We start from the raw sequence: 16,211 nt of genomic DNA, 5'->3' as shown, positions 1-16,211 counted from the left end.
GCTATGAAGTACGATTTTTTAAAGGCGGACATAACAAGTATTGTAAGTTTGCCGTCAGAATTTATAGATAAATATATGCTAAAGGCAAACGGCGATTATATAAAAGTGTATCTTTTTATGCTGAGAAATGCTGACAGATTGATAAATCCCGAGATCATAGCTGACGCCCTTGAACTTACCATAAAAGATGTTGAAAGAGCGATAGCGTATTGGTGTAAAATCGGTATACTGATTGAGAGGGAAGAAAATATCGCAAAGCTCGGCAAGGAAGACGACTTTGAAGAGATTCTTCTTACAAAGAACCTTCCTTCTAAAGAAGAACTTGAAGAGGCAAGGCGTATCTTAAACGCCGCAAATGAAATCTATAAAAGAAGGCAGATAAATAAAGAGGCAGATGAAAGTACGCAGGAAGGTGAAAGTGAGTCGGACATAACAAAGAATGAGTCAGAGGCTTTAGAGGAGATACAAACAGAGGAAAGAGTCGAAGAAAAAGAAGAACCTAAGCCTGAACCTCCTAAACCTGAGCCTCCTAAGCTTCCTGACAGAAGTCTTGTGGATTTGACGAAGTTAAGAAGTGATGAGGACTTTCAGGAGCTGGTTTTTTGTGTACAGACATATACGGAGAAGATCTTTACACCTACAGATACCGAGAAGCTTGCTTATCTTTATGATGTTATCGGAATGTCAAAGGATCTTTTGGAATATATAGCGGAGATTTCCGTACAAAAGGGAAAGAAGAATATCAGCTATATTGAAAAGATAGCACTTTCTTTACACGAGAAGGGAATTACCACAGTGGAGGAAGCCAAAGAGGACAATGTAAAGTTCTATAACGAGAACAGAGCGGTGCTTAAGGCGTTCGGAATTTATGACAGAGTTTTGGCACCTGTAGAGTCAAGGTTTGTAAAGAAGTGGTTTGATGAGTACTGCTTCAGCCCTGAAATAGTGGTGGAAGCTATCAGCAGAACCGTACTTAATACTTCCTCACAGAGCTTTACCTATGCGGACGGTATACTTACCAGATGGTATAAGGAGAATGTTCGCACACTTGCCGATATAAAGGCACTTGATGAGAAGCATGGCGAGAAAGTAAAGAGTACAAACAGACCGGCAGGAGGAGCTTCCACATCCAAGTTCAACAACTTTGAACAAAGAAATGACAATATAGACTCCGATATGCAGGATAAGTTTATGAATGAGCTGAACAAGCTGTAGTGTAGGCGTAAAGGAGATATATGGCTATAGACAATTCCTCATATAATGCAATAATGAGAGAATATGAAAACATAAGAGCAAACAACAGGGCTGCACAGGTCAGAAGAATAGAGGAGGTATATGAAAAGATACCCAAGATGAAAGAACTCAATTCTTCAACCGGCAGCCTTGCGGTATCAAGGTATAAAGAAAGCTTAAAGTCCGGAGGTTTTTCAAGTATCAATCTTAAAAAAGATATTGATGATATTAAAAAAAGAAAAGAGATACTTTTAAAAGAAGCCGGTTTCCCTGTAGACTATATGGAGATGGAGTACGATTGCAACGACTGTAAGGATACGGGCTATATAGAGGGTAAGAAATGTCACTGCCTGCAGGCAAAGATAAGAAAGCTTTTATATGCGCAATCGAACTTGGAACATATAGTGAGTAAAGAAAATTTCGACAACTTTTCGTTTAAGTACTACGATGATAAGTATCTTTTGCCTTCACAAAATATTACAAATGCCAAGTATATGGACGGAGTAAAAAAATTCTGTGAAGCGTTTACGGATAAATATTTTAACGCTGACAGAACAAAGAATGAAGTATTTTCAAACAAACAGGGTGAAAATGACAGAAGAAGTATTGTATTTAGCGGAAGTACGGGAGTCGGAAAGACTTATCTGAGTAACTGCATAGCAAAAGTACTGCTTGACAGATACTATTCGGTTATTTATCTGAGTGCCAAAGAGCTGTTTGAGACCTTGGTAAAGGTAAATATAGAAAAAAGTGAAGAACAGAAGTATTTGCTGCTTGTAAAGGAAGTTTATGAATGTGATATGCTGATAATTGACGATTTGGGCTCGGAACTTTTCAATCACTTTACAACCAGTGAATTTTTCCATATAATAAACCGTAGGATTAACACCGAAAAATCTACTATAATATCGACAAACTTAAGTCTTGACAAGATGAGAGACACCTATAGTGAGAGAGTTACATCCCGTATAAGGAAAAGTTTCATCTATATCAGGTTGTACGGAAATGATATTAGAGCAAGGTTATGATGGAGGAAAAATGCTATACGAAGATAAAAAAATAGATACTGTTCCTGTAGGTCCGCTTGGGCTTATACCGCTTAAGGGTATGGAGGAGTTCACAAAAAAAGTAAATAATTACCTGGTTGAATGGCGTAAGGAGAGAAAAAGTGAGCATAAGGGTACACTTTTATTCTCTGAGTACGAAAAGGACAACTATATTATAAAATCAAGCATATCAAGATTCGGCTCGGGTGAGGCGAAGGGAACTATTGAGGAGTCTGTAAGAGGCGACGATTTATATTTGCTTGTAGATGTATGTAATTATTCTATGACATACTCACTTTCAGGAAGGATAAATCATATGTCACCTGACGACCATTTTCAGGATTTGAAGAGAATCATTGCGGCAATAGCCGGAAAGGCAAGAAGAATAAATGTAATAATGCCTTTCTTATATGAAAGTCGTCAGCATAAAAAGACAGGCAGAGAATCACTTGACTGTGCATTGGCACTGCAGGAGCTGACAAATATGGGCGTAGAAAACATCATAACATTTGATGCACACGACCCGAGAGTACAAAATGCAATTCCTCTTAAGGGATTTGAGACCGTTCAGCCTATATATCAGTATACAAAGGGACTTTTAAAAAATTTCCCTGACCTTCAGGTGGATTCAGAACATATGATGATTATTTCACCTGATGAGGGCGGTATGAGAAGAGCCATCTACTTTGCAAATATGCTTAAGCTGGATGTGGGTATGTTCTATAAGAGAAGAGACTACACCAAGGTTGTAGACGGCAGAAATCCGATTATCGCACATGAGTTTTTGGGTGCAGATGTAGAGGGCAAGGACCTTGTAATAATTGACGATATGATATCATCAGGAGAGAGCGTACAGGAAGTGGCAAAGGAACTCAAAAAGAGAAAAGCAAGAAGAGTTTTTGTATGTGCCACATTCGGACTCTTTACAAACGGATTTGCAAGATTTGACCAGTACTATGAGGACGGTATTATAGACGGTATATTTACAACCAACCTGGTATATCAGTCACCGGACCTTTTGAGCAGACCTTATTATCACAGTATTGAGATGAGCAAGTATGTAGCGCTTATTATTGACAATCTGAACCATGATTCCACTATAAGCGGCCTGTTGACACCTACAAACAGAATCAACAACTTCTTGGAAAAGGTAAAAAATAAATAAGATATAAGGTTTTGGATTATGAGAGTAGTGATATGTGATGATAATCCAATAGAACGAAACAATTTGTTAGAAATCGCCACACATATATCAAAGTCTGAAGGCTATGATGCGGAGTTTGAGGTTTTTGAAACCGCCAAGCAGATGCTGTTTGAACTGGAAGATAAGTTGGAACTTATTGATGTTATGTTTTTGGATATAAATATGCCGGGACCTGACGGTATGGAGGCAGCATCAAAACTTCGTTCTAAAGGATATATCGGCGAAATAGTGTTTACTACAGTCTCAAAGGAACATATATTGAGAGCATTTGATGTAAGAGCTTTTAATTATATTGTGAAGGGTGAGACTGAAAGCACCAAGACTGTAAAGATAATAAAGGATGTTTTTGAGACGGCATCCGAAAAGTCAAAAGAGTATATGCTCTTTACAGGTATAGGTGAGTATAGGAATATCGCAATCAACGATATAAAATATTTTGAAGTTAGAGGAAAAATAATAACCGTGTACTATGGAAGCAAAAGTTTTGAGTTTATTTCCACCATAGGAAAGCTGGAGAACTTGTTGTTTACAAAAGGTTTTATACGAGTGCACAGATCATTTTTAGTAGCATTGCAGTATATAAAGACATTCGCTTATGACGGACTTACACTGATAGATCACAAGGAGATTCCGGTTGGAAGAAAGTATTACGGCGGATTGAAAGAGGCAATGAAAGAAAATGCAGTAGGGTGATAGAATGAAAAAACAATATAAAGCGATGGGGGCGTTGGCTCTTGCAACGGCGTTTATAGCGATAAACGGTGTAATTGCCGATGCGTCACCGCTTGGAACTAATAACTATTATGTCGGAGCGGATGTACATACAGGCAGCAACGCTGCACATGATAATACAACAGGCGGTAATGAGATACCCAGGACAGCAGACGATACACATGGCGAGTGGGTGATTGTAAAGGAACCTACATATACTGAAGACGGACTGAGAAAAAGAGGATACACATCTGATGACGGAGTTTTTCATGTTGAGTTTGAAAGTATTCAAAGACTTATGCCGACGCCGGTTTTACCTGTAGTACCGCCACAACCTGAGCCTTCACAGCCCGGACCGTCATTACCGGAGGAATCACAGCCGTCAAGGCCTACGGATAATTCCACAAAGTTTGAAAATAATAAACATCACGGCAGTTCAAAGAAAAAAAGGAATGTTGAATCAGCAAATAATAACGGTGATGCTAAAACTTTGAGTGATAAAACACTGCCGTCGGAAAGTAAAGCGTCAACACAACAGTCTGTAGTCAGTACTGTGAATACTCTCAGTGATGCCGACAATAAAAAGATAGAAAAGAACTCTGAAGGTAACACCGGAAAGAGTAAGATAAGTGAAAGAAGAGCCGAAAATACGGTATCACAAAAGGAAAGTGAAAACACGGAGACAAAAGCTCCCGATTCAAAAGTTGATACATCGGAAAAAACAGATGAGTCAAAGGTGACTGAAAGTGCTGCCGCCGATGAGACAAGGGTCGCACAAAAACAAGATGAGAATAATACAAAAGTAGTGGGAAAAAAGGTTGATACCACACCGGTTCAAACTGAAAGTACTAAGGCTTCAAGAAGCTTTAACGGATATGACGGTGTTACAATCTTGGCTGCAGGTGCATATACATGGTGGATTGCAATTGTGCTTTTGCCTATGATAGATGCATTCAAATGGATAAATAAGAAGAGAAGAGAAAAATCGAGGGGCAATGTTAATAAGAAACATAATTGAGATTGCATTGATTGTTATATTATTCATTGTAGGCATCATTATTTACTTTTATCTAAAGAGAAGGATTGATGACGCCGAATCTGATCTTGTAATCAGAAAGAAAAAAGAAATTAAGGAAGATATTGAGGATTAAATAAAAATGGCTAAGGAAAAGAAGCTTGTAGAAGAGATTACTTCCATGGACGTCGATTTTGCCCAGTGGTATACGGATATTGTACTTAAGGCGGAGTTGGTGGACTATACCAGTGTAAAGGGTTGCCTTGTAATAAGACCTGCCGGATATGCTATATGGGAGAATATGAAAAACGAGATAGACAGAAGATTTAAAGAGACAGGCATTGAAAACTGCTACCTGCCTATGTTTATCCCTGAGAGTTTATTGCAAAAAGAGGCCGACCATGTGGAAGGATTTGCACCTGAGGTGGCTTGGGTAACATATGGCGGAATGGAGAAGCTTGACGAAAGACTCTGTGTCAGACCTACTTCAGAGACTCTGTTTTGTGACTACTACTCCAGAGTTGTAAAAAGTTACAGAGATCTTCCGCAACTTTTGAACCAGTGGTGCTCCGTAGTAAGATGGGAAAAGACTACAAGACCTTTCCTTCGTTCCAGAGAGTTCTTATGGCAGGAAGGACATACCGTTCACGCTACCGCAAAAGAAGCACATGACAGAACCGTACAGATGCTTGAAGTATATGCGGACTTCTTTGAAAAAGACCTTGCAATACCTGTTATAAGAGGTATAAAGACAGATAAGGAAAAGTTTGCAGGTGCTGAAGCTACTTATACAATAGAAGCGCTGATGCATGACGGTAAGGCATTGCAGTCAGGTACAAGCCACTACTTCGGTGACGGCTTTGCAAAGGCTTTTAATGTAACATTTACAGACAAGGACAATCAGATTAAGCCTGTATTTGAGACATCATTCGGTATGACCACCAGAATAATAGGTGCCGTAATCATGGTACATGGTGACAATTCAGGACTTAAGTTGCCTCCTCATATTGCACCTGTGCAGGTAAATATTATACCTGTAGCGGCACATAAAGAAGGCGTACTTGATGCGGCAAACGCTCTTTATGACAGATTGAAGGCGGCAGGTATAAGAGTAAAGCTTGATGACAGTGAGAAGAGTCCGGGATTTAAGTTTGCAGAGTCCGAGATGAGAGGTATTCCTTTAAGAATTGAAATCGGACCTAAGGATATCGAGAACAACCAATGCGTATTTGTCAGAAGAGATACAGGAGAGAAGAGCTTTGTTTCACTTGACAATGTGGAAAGTGACGCTAAGGAATGCCTTGAAAATATTCAGACAAATATGTATGAGACCGCACTTGCACATAGAGACGCACATACCTATGAAGCAAGAACTATGGAAGAGTTCAAGGATATTGCAGACAATAAGCCGGGATTTATAAAGGCTATGTGGTGCGGTGACAGAGCCTGTGAGGATAAGATTAAGGAAGTGGCAGGTGCCACCTCAAGATGTATGCCTGAGGCACAGGAGCAGATAAGCGATGTATGTGTTTGCTGCGGCAAGAAGGCAAAGAAGATGGTATATTGGGGAAAAGCATATTAAGGATGATAATTGATTTACCTAAGAATGTTGAAAATATCATAGGAAGTCTGGAGGAGCATGGCTTTGAGGGCTTTGCGGTGGGAGGTTGTGTAAGAGACAGCCTCCTAAAAAAGACCCCTAAAGATTGGGATATCACTACAGATGCGCTTCCTGTCGATATGAAGAAAATCTTTAAAAAGACATTTGATACGGGCATTGCACACGGTACTGTAACGGTACTTATGGACGGTGTGGGATATGAGCTTACCACATACAGAATAGACGGTAATTATTCCGACGGCAGGCATCCTGACAGTGTATCGTTCAGTAAAAACCTTTCGGAGGATTTGTGCAGGCGAGACTTTACCATAAATGCGATGGCGTATTCACATAATAAAGGTATTGTAGACTTATTTGACGGCAGAAAAGATTTGCAAAACGGTATCATAAGGGCTGTAGGTGATGCAAAAAAGAGATTTGACGAAGACGCACTGAGAATGCTTCGTGCAGTCAGATTTGCAGCGCAGCTCGGGTTTAAAATAGATGACGATACATTTGCGGCCATAAAAGAAAAAGCGAAACTTTTATCAAATGTCAGCAAAGAGAGAATCTTTGTGGAGCTCAACAAGTCACTTTGCGGAGATTTTGCACAAAATATCAAAATGGTTTATACAAGCGGACTCTACAGATATATCGGAAAAGAGTTTGCAAAGCTTGATGAAAGTATATATGATTTTTATCCAAGAAAGTTTTCCAATAAGAAACATATGTACTGGGCTGTATTTTTGGAGAATATTGAAAATACGGAAGCTGTAAAGAAGATACTTTTTGAACTTAAGTCGGACAATGCTACAAGGAATAATACATATTTGCTTGTAAAAGAGTTGAAAAATCCGCTGCCAAGTTCGGATGAAGATATCAGATGGTCGCTGCACAGGATAGGACCGGATCTTTTTTATGACTATATTGAAATTTTAAAGACTGATAAAAAGAATAAAGATATTCTTGATAAAATAGATACTATAGAGAACGGATACAGTCTGATACTGAAGGAGAACCACGCATATGAAATCAGTATGCTTGATATTACAGGCAAGGATTTGATGGACATCGGTATCTCAAAAGGCCCCAAAATCGGTGAGGTTTTGGAATTTCTTTTAAAGAAAGTGATAGAAAATCCGCTTAACAATGAAAAGTCAAGTTTGTTAAGATTGGCAAAAGAATTTATATAAAAAACTGCGATTTCACTCGCAGTTTTTTATTTATTATTCTTTCTGATTTCAACAAGCTCCTTCATTTGATCCAAATATTTCTTATTCAGTCCCGGGTTACCCTTAATCATATTTCTGATAAAGAATGACATCACTTTACCTATTTTCGGGAAGTTTAGGTTGTACTTTTCTCTTGCCACTTCATATCTGCGTTTTAATTCAAGATATGCAGGTGATTTTGAAGCCACAGTGTTTGAAAGAGATGAGAGTTTCCCTTCAATATCGGATTTTAACGCCGCCAGACTTACTTTGCCGCCTGAGATATATTCATTGGCTTTATTTACCTGATTGGATACGCTGTCTCTGATACTTGTGAGCTTGCTTTGAGTTTCGCTGACAAAGCCCTCAGCCATACCTGATAGTTTCGCTCCGACTTCGCCAAATTCAGCTTTTGCTTTCATAAGAGTTGCGTATGCTCTTGCAAGGCTGAACGCCGCCTTGACAGACAGAAGCAAATCTGAAAAAAAGATAATACTTACAATAATTACGGATGTTTTCAGTGTGGTTTCAGCCAATGAGGAGACAAATTTGTATACATTTACCTGCAAAAAATCTGTAAGTGCAACGGATAAAAAGCCCCAGGCTATAGAGGTGGAAAGTGATATATAGCCGTTTAAATTAATCTTATGGTCACTGTAGTCCCAATATTTTACTTTAAAAAGTTTTTCCATCACATAACCTGTGACATATTCAAGTACGGTTGCGGCAATCATTCCGGAAAAATATACCTCAAAGATATTTCCCTGAAATGAGTCTGTAATTATAAGTACAAATATGGCACCGAAAGCATATATCGGTATATAAGGTCCTCTAAGAAATCCTCTGTTTTCAAGTCTTTTGTTTTTGATACTTGCATAGCCGCTTTCAAAGCACCAGCCGAAAAAACAGTATATGTAAAAAAATGCAATCCATTGCAGTAAAGTATATTTTGTCATGTCCGCCTCCAATGTAGTAATGATATCATAGAGGGGATATATCTACAAGTTATCAAAATTCATAAAATATTTTAAAAATTAACTATAAGACATTATTTTATGCTATAGTATGATATCGGGGTTTAAAGCCTTGAAATTGAGAGAATATTATAACAGGCATGATTGCCTTTAAAGAGAAAGTGAGTATATGAAAGTAAGTATATGCTGTATTACCTACAACCACGGTAAGTATATAAAAAAGGCTATAGATTCCTTTCTGGCACAGAAAAGGGATTTTGATATAGAGATTTTGATAAATGACGATGCATCAACAGATGATACTGCGGATATTATAAGAGAATATGAAAAAAAATATCCTGATATTATAAAGCCAATTTATCATGATGAAAATATGTATTCAAAAGGGGTGACCAATCCGAGCGGAGTATATAACTTCCCGAGGGCAAGCGGTGAGTATATAGCCATGTGTGAGGGGGATGACTACTGGTGTGATGATGAGAAGCTTAGGATGCAGGTGGAAATCCTTGATAAGAATAAGGATATAAGCTTTTGTTTTCATGCGGCCAAGGTTGAAAATCTGGACAACACTTTTTCGCCGAATCTTATCAGACCGTATGAGAAAAGTATGCGAATCACTGCCAAGGAAGTGATAAATAAAAGAACACACTATCCTACAGCATCGCTGCTGCTTAGAAGTGAGTATATGAAGAGCCTGCCGCAGTACTATTTTGACTGTAAGGTGGGCGATATTCCTATGCAGATAATCTCTGCAAAATACGGTGACGCTTATTACATTGACAGAGTGATGAGTGTATACAGAATGGGAGTGCCTACATCTTGGACGGCTTCACAGTTTAGCGGAGATTATAAGAAAAAGCAGGAAGATTACTATCAAAATATGAAACAGATGTATGAGGCATATGATAAGGACTCCGACTACCGCTTTCACAGTGAGGTGGAGGCTGCCAAAAAGAGACTGCGTTTCCTTACCTATGTAAATGTGAGAGATTTCAAAAATATTCTTTCAAAGCGGTACAAAAATGAGTATAAGGAGCTTGATTTCAGAGAGAGATTTTTTATAAAGTTTGAGTATTTTTTGCCGGATGTATACAATCTGGTAAGAAAGACGGCATTAAGTTTGAAAAAATAATTTCGGAGGTATATGGATTTTTTTAAAAAGATAAATTTTATAAAAGTATTAAAGATTGCAATCGGTACAGGTATTGCCATAATAATTGCCGAATTTTTGGGATTAAAATATGTAAGCTCGGCAGGAATCATAACGCTGCTCAGTATACAGGATACAAAGAAATCCACTATCAAGATTGCATTAAAGAGAATAGCGGGATTTGTAGTATCAATGTTTATAGCCTTTGTTGCATTTAATCTGATAGGCTATAATGTGCCTGCGTTTATCTGTTATCTTTTGGTATTTGTATCTATATGTATAGCTTTCGGAATGTATGAGAGCCTTTCCCCATGTGCGGTATTGGTCACACATATAATGTCCGAAAAGTATATGAATATAGGCGTTGTAAGAAATGAAGCACTTCTGATGCTTATAGGCGCTTCAGTAGGTATAATCTTAAATATGTATATGCCGAGAAACCTTGCACATATAAGAGAGTATCAGGCAAGGATAGAAGATGAGATAAGGATTATACTTGATAAGCTTGTAGTATTCTTAAAGGATGAGAAGGAAAAGCTTGAGTATGATTTTGATGCATTGGAAAAGATAATAGCTGATGCCGTTGCAAAGTCATATACGGATAAAGACAATATACTCAGCTATGACTTGAAGTATTTTATCAACTATATGGAGATGAGAAAATCACAGATAATGGTGTTAAGATATATCTTTATGCAGGGAAGTACAATGAAATCAAGACCTGCGCAGGCAAGAGATATAGCAGATTTTCTACAGAATTTGATACCTAAGCTTCATGAGTCTAACAATGCCGTGAATGCACTGCTTGACTTATACTTTGTTAAAGAAAAGCACAGATCAAGTGAATTACCGAAAACAGGTACGGAGTTTGAAGACAGAGCCACATTGCGTTCCGTATTGGTAAATATAGAGCAGTTTTTGGAGATAAAAAGAGAGTTTGTAGAGAATATAAGCGAAGAAGAAAAGAAGATGTTTTGGAAGTAGGAGATACTATGGCAAAAAAATATTATGCGGTGAGAGCGGGAAGAAAGACGGGAGTATTTACAACCTGGGATGAGTGTAAAAGTGCCGTGAGCGGATTTTCAGGTGCCGCATATAAAAGCTTTACAAATAAAGATGATGCGCTTGATTTTGTAAACGGCGGCGTAAAGAAAGCTGATAAAGAAGATGAAAAACAGTCGGAGGCCTTTGCATATGTGGACGGCAGCTATGACGATACCACAAAGTCATATTCCTACGGAATGGTGATGATGCACGGAGAAGAGGAGCTTCACTTTTTTAAAAAGTTTGAACAAGATGATATGAGCGATATGAGAAATGTTGCAGGTGAGATAGAAGGCTCTATGGCGGCTATGAAGTATTGTATTGATCATAATATAAAGAGTATCAGTATTTTCTATGACTACGAGGGAATAGAAAAGTGGTGCAACGGCGACTGGAAAGCAAAAAAAGAAGGTACAAAGAGGTATGTAAAGTTTTATGAAGATGCAAGCAGGCATGTAGATGTGGATTTTATAAAGGTAAAGGGGCATTCGGGAGATAAGTACAACGATTTGGCGGATGAGCTGGCAAAGAGAGCGCTTGGACTGATATAAAAAAATCGGAGAAAAAACTCCGATTTATTTTACAGTATTCTTTTCAAAAAGACCGAGTCTTTTAAAGACCATGTCATAACCGTCGTTGCCGTAATTTAAAGAACGATTTACTCTGGAGATAGTGGCTGTAGAAGCACCTGTTTCTTCAGCAATCTCAAGATAAGTCTTTTTCTCACGCAACATCTTTGCTACTTCATACCTTTGAGAGAGTGAGAGCAACTCATTTACGGTGCAAACATCCTCAAAGAAGGTATATAATTCTTCTTTATCGTTTAATGTAAGGATGGCGTCAAATAGATGGTCTACCGCGTCTGTCCTAATCTTGTTATTCATAACTAATGCTCCAATCAAATAATACTTATATTTTAGCATTTTAACTTGTAAAAGTAAAGTTTGGACAAAATAATATTTTTAGTGATTTACAGTTGAAAAAATGGTATCATAATATAATATTGTTTAAAATCGAATAACCCCGGAGGGAATTTATAAAAATGACAGATACTATATTGAGTTTGGAAAATATCGAAAAAAGTTTTGACGGAGAAAAGGTTTTAAAAAACATCTCTCTTGATATAGGCAGAGGAGAGTTCGTCACTCTTTTGGGCTCAAGCGGTTGCGGAAAGACCACCACAATAAGAATAGTTGCAGGTCTTTTGACACCTGACAGCGGTAAGGTGGTATTAAACGGCAAAGATATCACAATGCTTGCACCTGAAAAAAGAGATGTAAACACGGTATTTCAAAACTATGCGCTTTTTCCGCATATGAATGTGGAAAAGAATATCGGATACGGATTGAAATTGAAGAAGCTGCCTGCAAACGAGATAAAGGCTGAAGTGGAAAAGGCTCTTTCACTTGTACAGCTTGAAGGATTTGAAAAGAGAAATCCGTCACAGCTTTCAGGCGGACAAAAACAAAGAGTGGCAATAGCCAGAGCCATTGTAAATAAGCCGAGTGTACTTTTACTGGATGAGCCTTTGGGAGCCCTTGACCTTATGCTCAGAAGACAGATGCAGACTGAACTTAAAAAGCTCCAAAAGGCACTTGGAATAACCTTTATATACATCACACATGATCAGGAAGAAGCTCTTAATATGTCGTCAAGGATAGTGGTAATGAGAAACGGCAATATTGAGCAGATAGGTACTCCGAGTGAAGTATATGACACTCCGAAGACCGCCTTTGTAGCCGAGTTTGTAGGCGGAGCGAATCTGTATAATGACGGTAAAAGACTGTTTGCAATAAGATCCGAGCATGTAAGACTCGGAGTGGGAGACTATGACGGAGTGGTTGTAGAAAACAGTTTTACGGCAGGACTTTCCAAAGTAAAGGTAAGATTAAAAGACGGACAGGAAATCACCTCATCGCATATGGGTATGAATATAAATCTGAAAATCGGAGATGAGATAAGTATCGGCTGGAATAAGAATGATATGGTGGAGGTAGAAGGTGAAAAATAAAAAGATAAAAGAATATCTGCTTAGAATACCTATATACGCTTTCACACTGCTTTTTGTAGTGTTGCCGCTTGTATATATGGTGGTAATCAGCTTTTTAACCAAGGCAAGTACATGGGGATTTGACCTTACACCTACACTTGACAATTATAAGAAGGTATTTGAACCTTTTTATTTGAATATATTTTTGCAGTCCTTAAAACTTGCACTGGCTTCTACACTGCTTGTTATACTGATAGGGTATCCTTTCGGATATTTTATGGGCAGACTTGATATGAAGTGGAAGAGAAGGATGATGATGCTTCTTATGATTCCGTTTTGGACAAGCGGACTGATAAGGCTGAACGGATGGATTATTATCTTCAGAAGCAACGGTGTACTTGACAAAGTTTTGATGTTTCTTGGAATAACCAAGTCGCCTCTAAAGCTTTTATATACATATCCGGCCGTACTTGTAGGTATGGTATACTTTTTGCTGCCATTTATGATACTGTCGGTGTACTCAAGTGTGGAGAAGATGGACTGGAGTCTGATAGAGGCTTCAAGAGACTTGGGTGCGAGCAAAATGGAGGCATTCCTTACAGTTACGCTAAGACTTACAATGCCGGGCTTATTAAGCGGAGTGGTGCTTACATTTGTGCCGAGTATGGGACTTTTCTATATCTCAGATATTCTCGGCGGAAACAAGATAGTGCTGATAGGCAGTGTTATAGTGGAGCAGCTGACAAAGCTTAGAAATATTCCTTTTGCGGCGGCGCTCAGTGTGATACTGATGTTGCTCACCACATTATTCCTTAGGATATATAAAAGAATTTCAGGTACAGGAGAATTGGAGGGGTTATTTTGAAAAAGGTATCAAAAGCTGCCGTTATATTTCTGGCGGTAATAACTGTTTTAAATTATCTCCCTATTATTTTGACTGTGGTATATTCTTTTAACAAGTCAAAGCTTTCAAGTGTTTGGGAAGGCTTCTCACTTGACTGGTATAAGATGCTTTTAGGAGACGGAGATATAAAGAAAGCACTTTTAAACAGTATAATACTTGCATTTCTTGCATGTGTGCTTGCACTTATAATAGGTGTAAGTGCGGCACTTGCAATGCGAGGAAAGAAACTGTTTTTTGACGATTTTATCAGTAATTTTGCATCTCTGCCTATAATGATTCCTGAGATTATACTCGGAATGGTTTTTATGGCTATATTTTCATATATGAACTTGCCTTTCGGCTTTGTGACAATGACTATTGCACACGCCTCATTCTGTGTGCCCTATGTCTTCCTTATTGTAAGAGCCAGACTTATGGGAATGGACTTATCGCTTGAGGAGGCGGCAAGAGACCTTGGCGCAAGTGAATTTGAAACTTTCAGAGATGTGACATTACCATATATATTGCCGGGAATTGCATCCGGATTGTTATTATCGTTTGCAATGTCGTTTGATGATGTGGTAATATCTATATTTACTACCGGTCCTTCTGTGAATACTCTTGCCATCAAGATATACACAAAGATGAAAACCGGTATTACCCCTGAAATAAATGCTCTTGCTACTGTTATCTTAGTGATTACCGTGCTGATCATATTTATTTCAGAAAAAACAAGGAAAGAATAACTTTTCAACAACATTTATTTGGAGGTAATTAAATGAGATCTAAGGTATTAGGTTTATTGGGCCTTGGTGCGATACTTGCACTTACAGGTTGCGGACAGAGCGGTAACGGTGCCGGGGCTTCTTCACAGGCTCAAAGCAGCGAAGCGGGTAAGGCTGATGAGAGTCTTAAGGGAACTACACTTAATCTGTATACTTGGGACGGTATGTTCCCACAGGAAGTGTTGGACGGCTTCACAAAAAAGACGGGTGTAAAGATAAATTACACCAACTTCGACTTGGATGAGACAATGCTTGCAAAGCTTGAAGAGACCAAGGGAGGTGACTACGATATAGTTGTGGCAGATGATTATATAGTACAGCTTGCTATAAAGGACGGTCTTGTAACCGAGCTTGACAAGTCAAAGATTTCCACATACGGCAATATCAATCCGCTGTTCCAAAGCAAGTTCTATGACCCTGATAACAAGTATACTCTGCCTTACGGTGCAGGAATTCCGCTTATTGTATACAATCCTGAGACTGTAAAGACGGAGATTACAGGTTATGAGGATCTTTGGAAACCTGAGTTGGCAGGAAATGTAGGTATTGTAGGAAATTATCGTGTAATAGACGGTATTGCACTGAAGACTTTAGGATATTCTTTCAATACAAACGATTTGACACAGATACAGCAGGCGGGAGATAAGCTTATGAATCTTGCTCCTAATATTCGTCTTATCAATGACAACAATCTTCAGGACTATTTGTTAAGCGGTGAGGTAGGAGCCGCATTTATGTATACTTCACAGGTAACTCAGGCACTTAAGGCAAACCCTGAGCTTAAAACGGTTTACCCAAAAGAGGGACTGGGATTCGGTGTAATGGCAAGCTTCATACCTTCAAAGGCACCGAACTCGGCAGCGGCTTATGCATTCCTTGACTATATCAATGAGCCTGAAGTTGCGGCAAAGTGCTTTGAGTATATCGGCTATTTTGTTACAAACAAGGCTGCAGAGCAGTATGTATCCGATGACTGGAAGGATCTTATAGTATTCCCTGAGGATAAGGTTTCACTTATTGAAAACGGAGAACTTATTGAAAATATCAGCGATGAGGCAAATGAGCTTCACAACAAGATTTGGGAAGAGTTCAGACAAAAAACAAACTAAATTCAAATAAATTAGGGGCTGTCGGGAAATGACAGCTATAAGAAAGGGTGGTGTGACTCATTTTGAGTCACACCACCCTAAGTTTTTACATAAAAAAAGATGGCTAACGACAACCATCTTTCTTCGTTACATGTTATAATGTAACTATGCTTACAGTTAATTATTATAACGACTTTTTTGAAATAGGTCAACAGAAAATCAACTTTAGCTTCTATGAATTGAGTTTACCTGATGACGATCCTGTCTATACCCTAAA

The 16,211-nt window shown here is 38.5% G+C and carries 17 protein-coding genes and 1 pseudogene; 16 read left to right on the top strand and 2 right to left on the bottom strand.

All coding sequences use genetic code 11. The features are described from left to right. Positions 1-3: 3 nt before the first annotated feature. Genes EHW90_RS09090 through EHW90_RS09060 form a run of 8 tightly spaced genes read left to right on the top strand, consistent with a single transcriptional unit; the run spans position 4 to position 8,002 of the window. Positions 4-1,215, top strand: coding sequence for a DnaD domain protein (locus EHW90_RS09090; RefSeq protein ID WP_124952444.1), 1,212 nt, complete (start codon positions 4-6; stop codon positions 1,213-1,215). Positions 1,216-1,235: 20 nt separating this feature from the next. Continuing rightward, the gene (locus EHW90_RS09085; protein ID WP_009444610.1) at positions 1,236-2,261 is read left to right on the top strand and encodes an ATP-binding protein; all 1,026 of its coding nucleotides are present in this window, start codon (positions 1,236-1,238) and stop codon (positions 2,259-2,261) included. Positions 2,262-2,271: 10 nt separating this feature from the next. Further along, complete coding sequence (locus EHW90_RS09080) at positions 2,272-3,444, top strand: ribose-phosphate pyrophosphokinase (RefSeq protein WP_124952443.1); 1,173 nt, start codon at positions 2,272-2,274, stop codon at positions 3,442-3,444. An 18-nt stretch (positions 3,445-3,462) separates the two neighbouring features. Beyond that, positions 3,463-4,176 (top strand): LytR/AlgR family response regulator transcription factor, encoded by a 714-nt coding sequence (locus EHW90_RS09075; protein ID WP_124952442.1) that lies wholly within the window; start codon positions 3,463-3,465, stop codon positions 4,174-4,176. A 4-nt stretch (positions 4,177-4,180) separates the two neighbouring features. Next, on the top strand, positions 4,181-5,212 hold the full coding sequence (locus EHW90_RS09070) for a hypothetical protein (protein WP_124952441.1): 1,032 nt from the start codon (positions 4,181-4,183) through the stop codon (positions 5,210-5,212). After that, complete coding sequence (locus tag EHW90_RS13280) at positions 5,190-5,345, top strand: hypothetical protein (RefSeq protein ID WP_167345161.1); 156 nt, start codon at positions 5,190-5,192, stop codon at positions 5,343-5,345. Before EHW90_RS09070 ends, EHW90_RS13280 begins: the two co-directional genes overlap by 23 nt. Positions 5,346-5,351: 6 nt before the next feature. Beyond that, positions 5,352-6,791: a proline--tRNA ligase gene (gene proS / locus EHW90_RS09065; protein WP_124952440.1), complete on the top strand. Its 1,440-nt coding sequence runs from the start codon at positions 5,352-5,354 to the stop codon at positions 6,789-6,791. Positions 6,792-6,793: 2 nt separating this feature from the next. Then, on the top strand, positions 6,794-8,002 hold the full coding sequence (locus tag EHW90_RS09060; RefSeq protein WP_124952439.1) for a CCA tRNA nucleotidyltransferase: 1,209 nt from the start codon (positions 6,794-6,796) through the stop codon (positions 8,000-8,002). A gap of 26 nt (positions 8,003-8,028) precedes the next feature. Here EHW90_RS09060 and EHW90_RS09055 read toward each other — a convergent pair whose 3' ends face one another. Then, a complete protein-coding gene (locus tag EHW90_RS09055; protein WP_124952438.1) occupies positions 8,029-8,976 on the bottom strand; it encodes a putative ABC transporter permease in 948 nt (315 codons plus the stop codon). 187 nt (positions 8,977-9,163) lie between these two features. Here EHW90_RS09055 and EHW90_RS09050 point away from each other — a divergent pair, with 187 nt between their 5' ends. The 3 genes from EHW90_RS09050 to EHW90_RS09040 are packed head-to-tail and all read left to right on the top strand — an operon-like array spanning position 9,164 to position 11,739. After that, positions 9,164-10,126, top strand: coding sequence for a glycosyltransferase (locus EHW90_RS09050; protein ID WP_124952437.1), 963 nt, complete (start codon positions 9,164-9,166; stop codon positions 10,124-10,126). A 12-nt stretch (positions 10,127-10,138) separates the two neighbouring features. Next, positions 10,139-11,128, top strand: a complete 990-nt coding sequence (locus tag EHW90_RS09045; protein ID WP_124952436.1) for an aromatic acid exporter family protein — start codon at positions 10,139-10,141, stop codon at positions 11,126-11,128. Between the two features lie 8 nt (positions 11,129-11,136). Beyond that, complete coding sequence (locus EHW90_RS09040; RefSeq protein WP_207667039.1) at positions 11,137-11,739, top strand: ribonuclease H1 domain-containing protein; 603 nt, start codon at positions 11,137-11,139, stop codon at positions 11,737-11,739. Between the two features lie 24 nt (positions 11,740-11,763). Here EHW90_RS09040 and EHW90_RS09035 read toward each other — a convergent pair whose 3' ends face one another. After that, positions 11,764-12,072 carry a YerC/YecD family TrpR-related protein gene (locus EHW90_RS09035; protein ID WP_124952434.1) on the bottom strand — a complete coding sequence of 103 codons (309 nt, stop codon included), beginning with the start codon at positions 12,070-12,072 and terminating at the stop codon, positions 11,764-11,766. Positions 12,073-12,230: 158 nt separating this feature from the next. Between EHW90_RS09035 and EHW90_RS09030 the strand changes: the two genes are divergently transcribed. From EHW90_RS09030 to EHW90_RS13940, 5 genes and pseudogenes are all read left to right on the top strand, one after another. Further along, complete coding sequence (locus EHW90_RS09030; protein WP_124952433.1) at positions 12,231-13,199, top strand: ABC transporter ATP-binding protein; 969 nt, start codon at positions 12,231-12,233, stop codon at positions 13,197-13,199. Then, positions 13,189-14,043 (top strand): ABC transporter permease, encoded by an 855-nt coding sequence (locus EHW90_RS09025; RefSeq protein ID WP_124952432.1) that lies wholly within the window; start codon positions 13,189-13,191, stop codon positions 14,041-14,043. The genes EHW90_RS09030 and EHW90_RS09025 overlap by 11 nt, the downstream gene beginning before the upstream one ends. Next, positions 14,040-14,807: an ABC transporter permease gene (locus EHW90_RS09020; RefSeq protein WP_124952431.1), complete on the top strand. Its 768-nt coding sequence runs from the start codon at positions 14,040-14,042 to the stop codon at positions 14,805-14,807. Before EHW90_RS09025 ends, EHW90_RS09020 begins: the two co-directional genes overlap by 4 nt. Before the next feature lie 32 nt (positions 14,808-14,839). Next, positions 14,840-15,955 carry a polyamine ABC transporter substrate-binding protein gene (locus EHW90_RS09015; RefSeq protein ID WP_124952430.1) on the top strand — a complete coding sequence of 372 codons (1,116 nt, stop codon included), beginning with the start codon at positions 14,840-14,842 and terminating at the stop codon, positions 15,953-15,955. A 146-nt stretch (positions 15,956-16,101) separates the two neighbouring features. Further along, positions 16,102-16,211, top strand: a pseudogene (locus EHW90_RS13940) (transposase); the annotation flags it as partial.

Origin of the sequence: Lachnoanaerobaculum orale (assembly GCF_003862485.1) — a bacterium.
GTDB classification, from domain to species: Bacteria; Bacillota; Clostridia; order Lachnospirales; family Lachnospiraceae; genus Lachnoanaerobaculum; species Lachnoanaerobaculum orale.
Note: the sequence above shows the minus strand (reverse complement) of the source record. Positions and strands in the feature narration are given on the sequence as shown.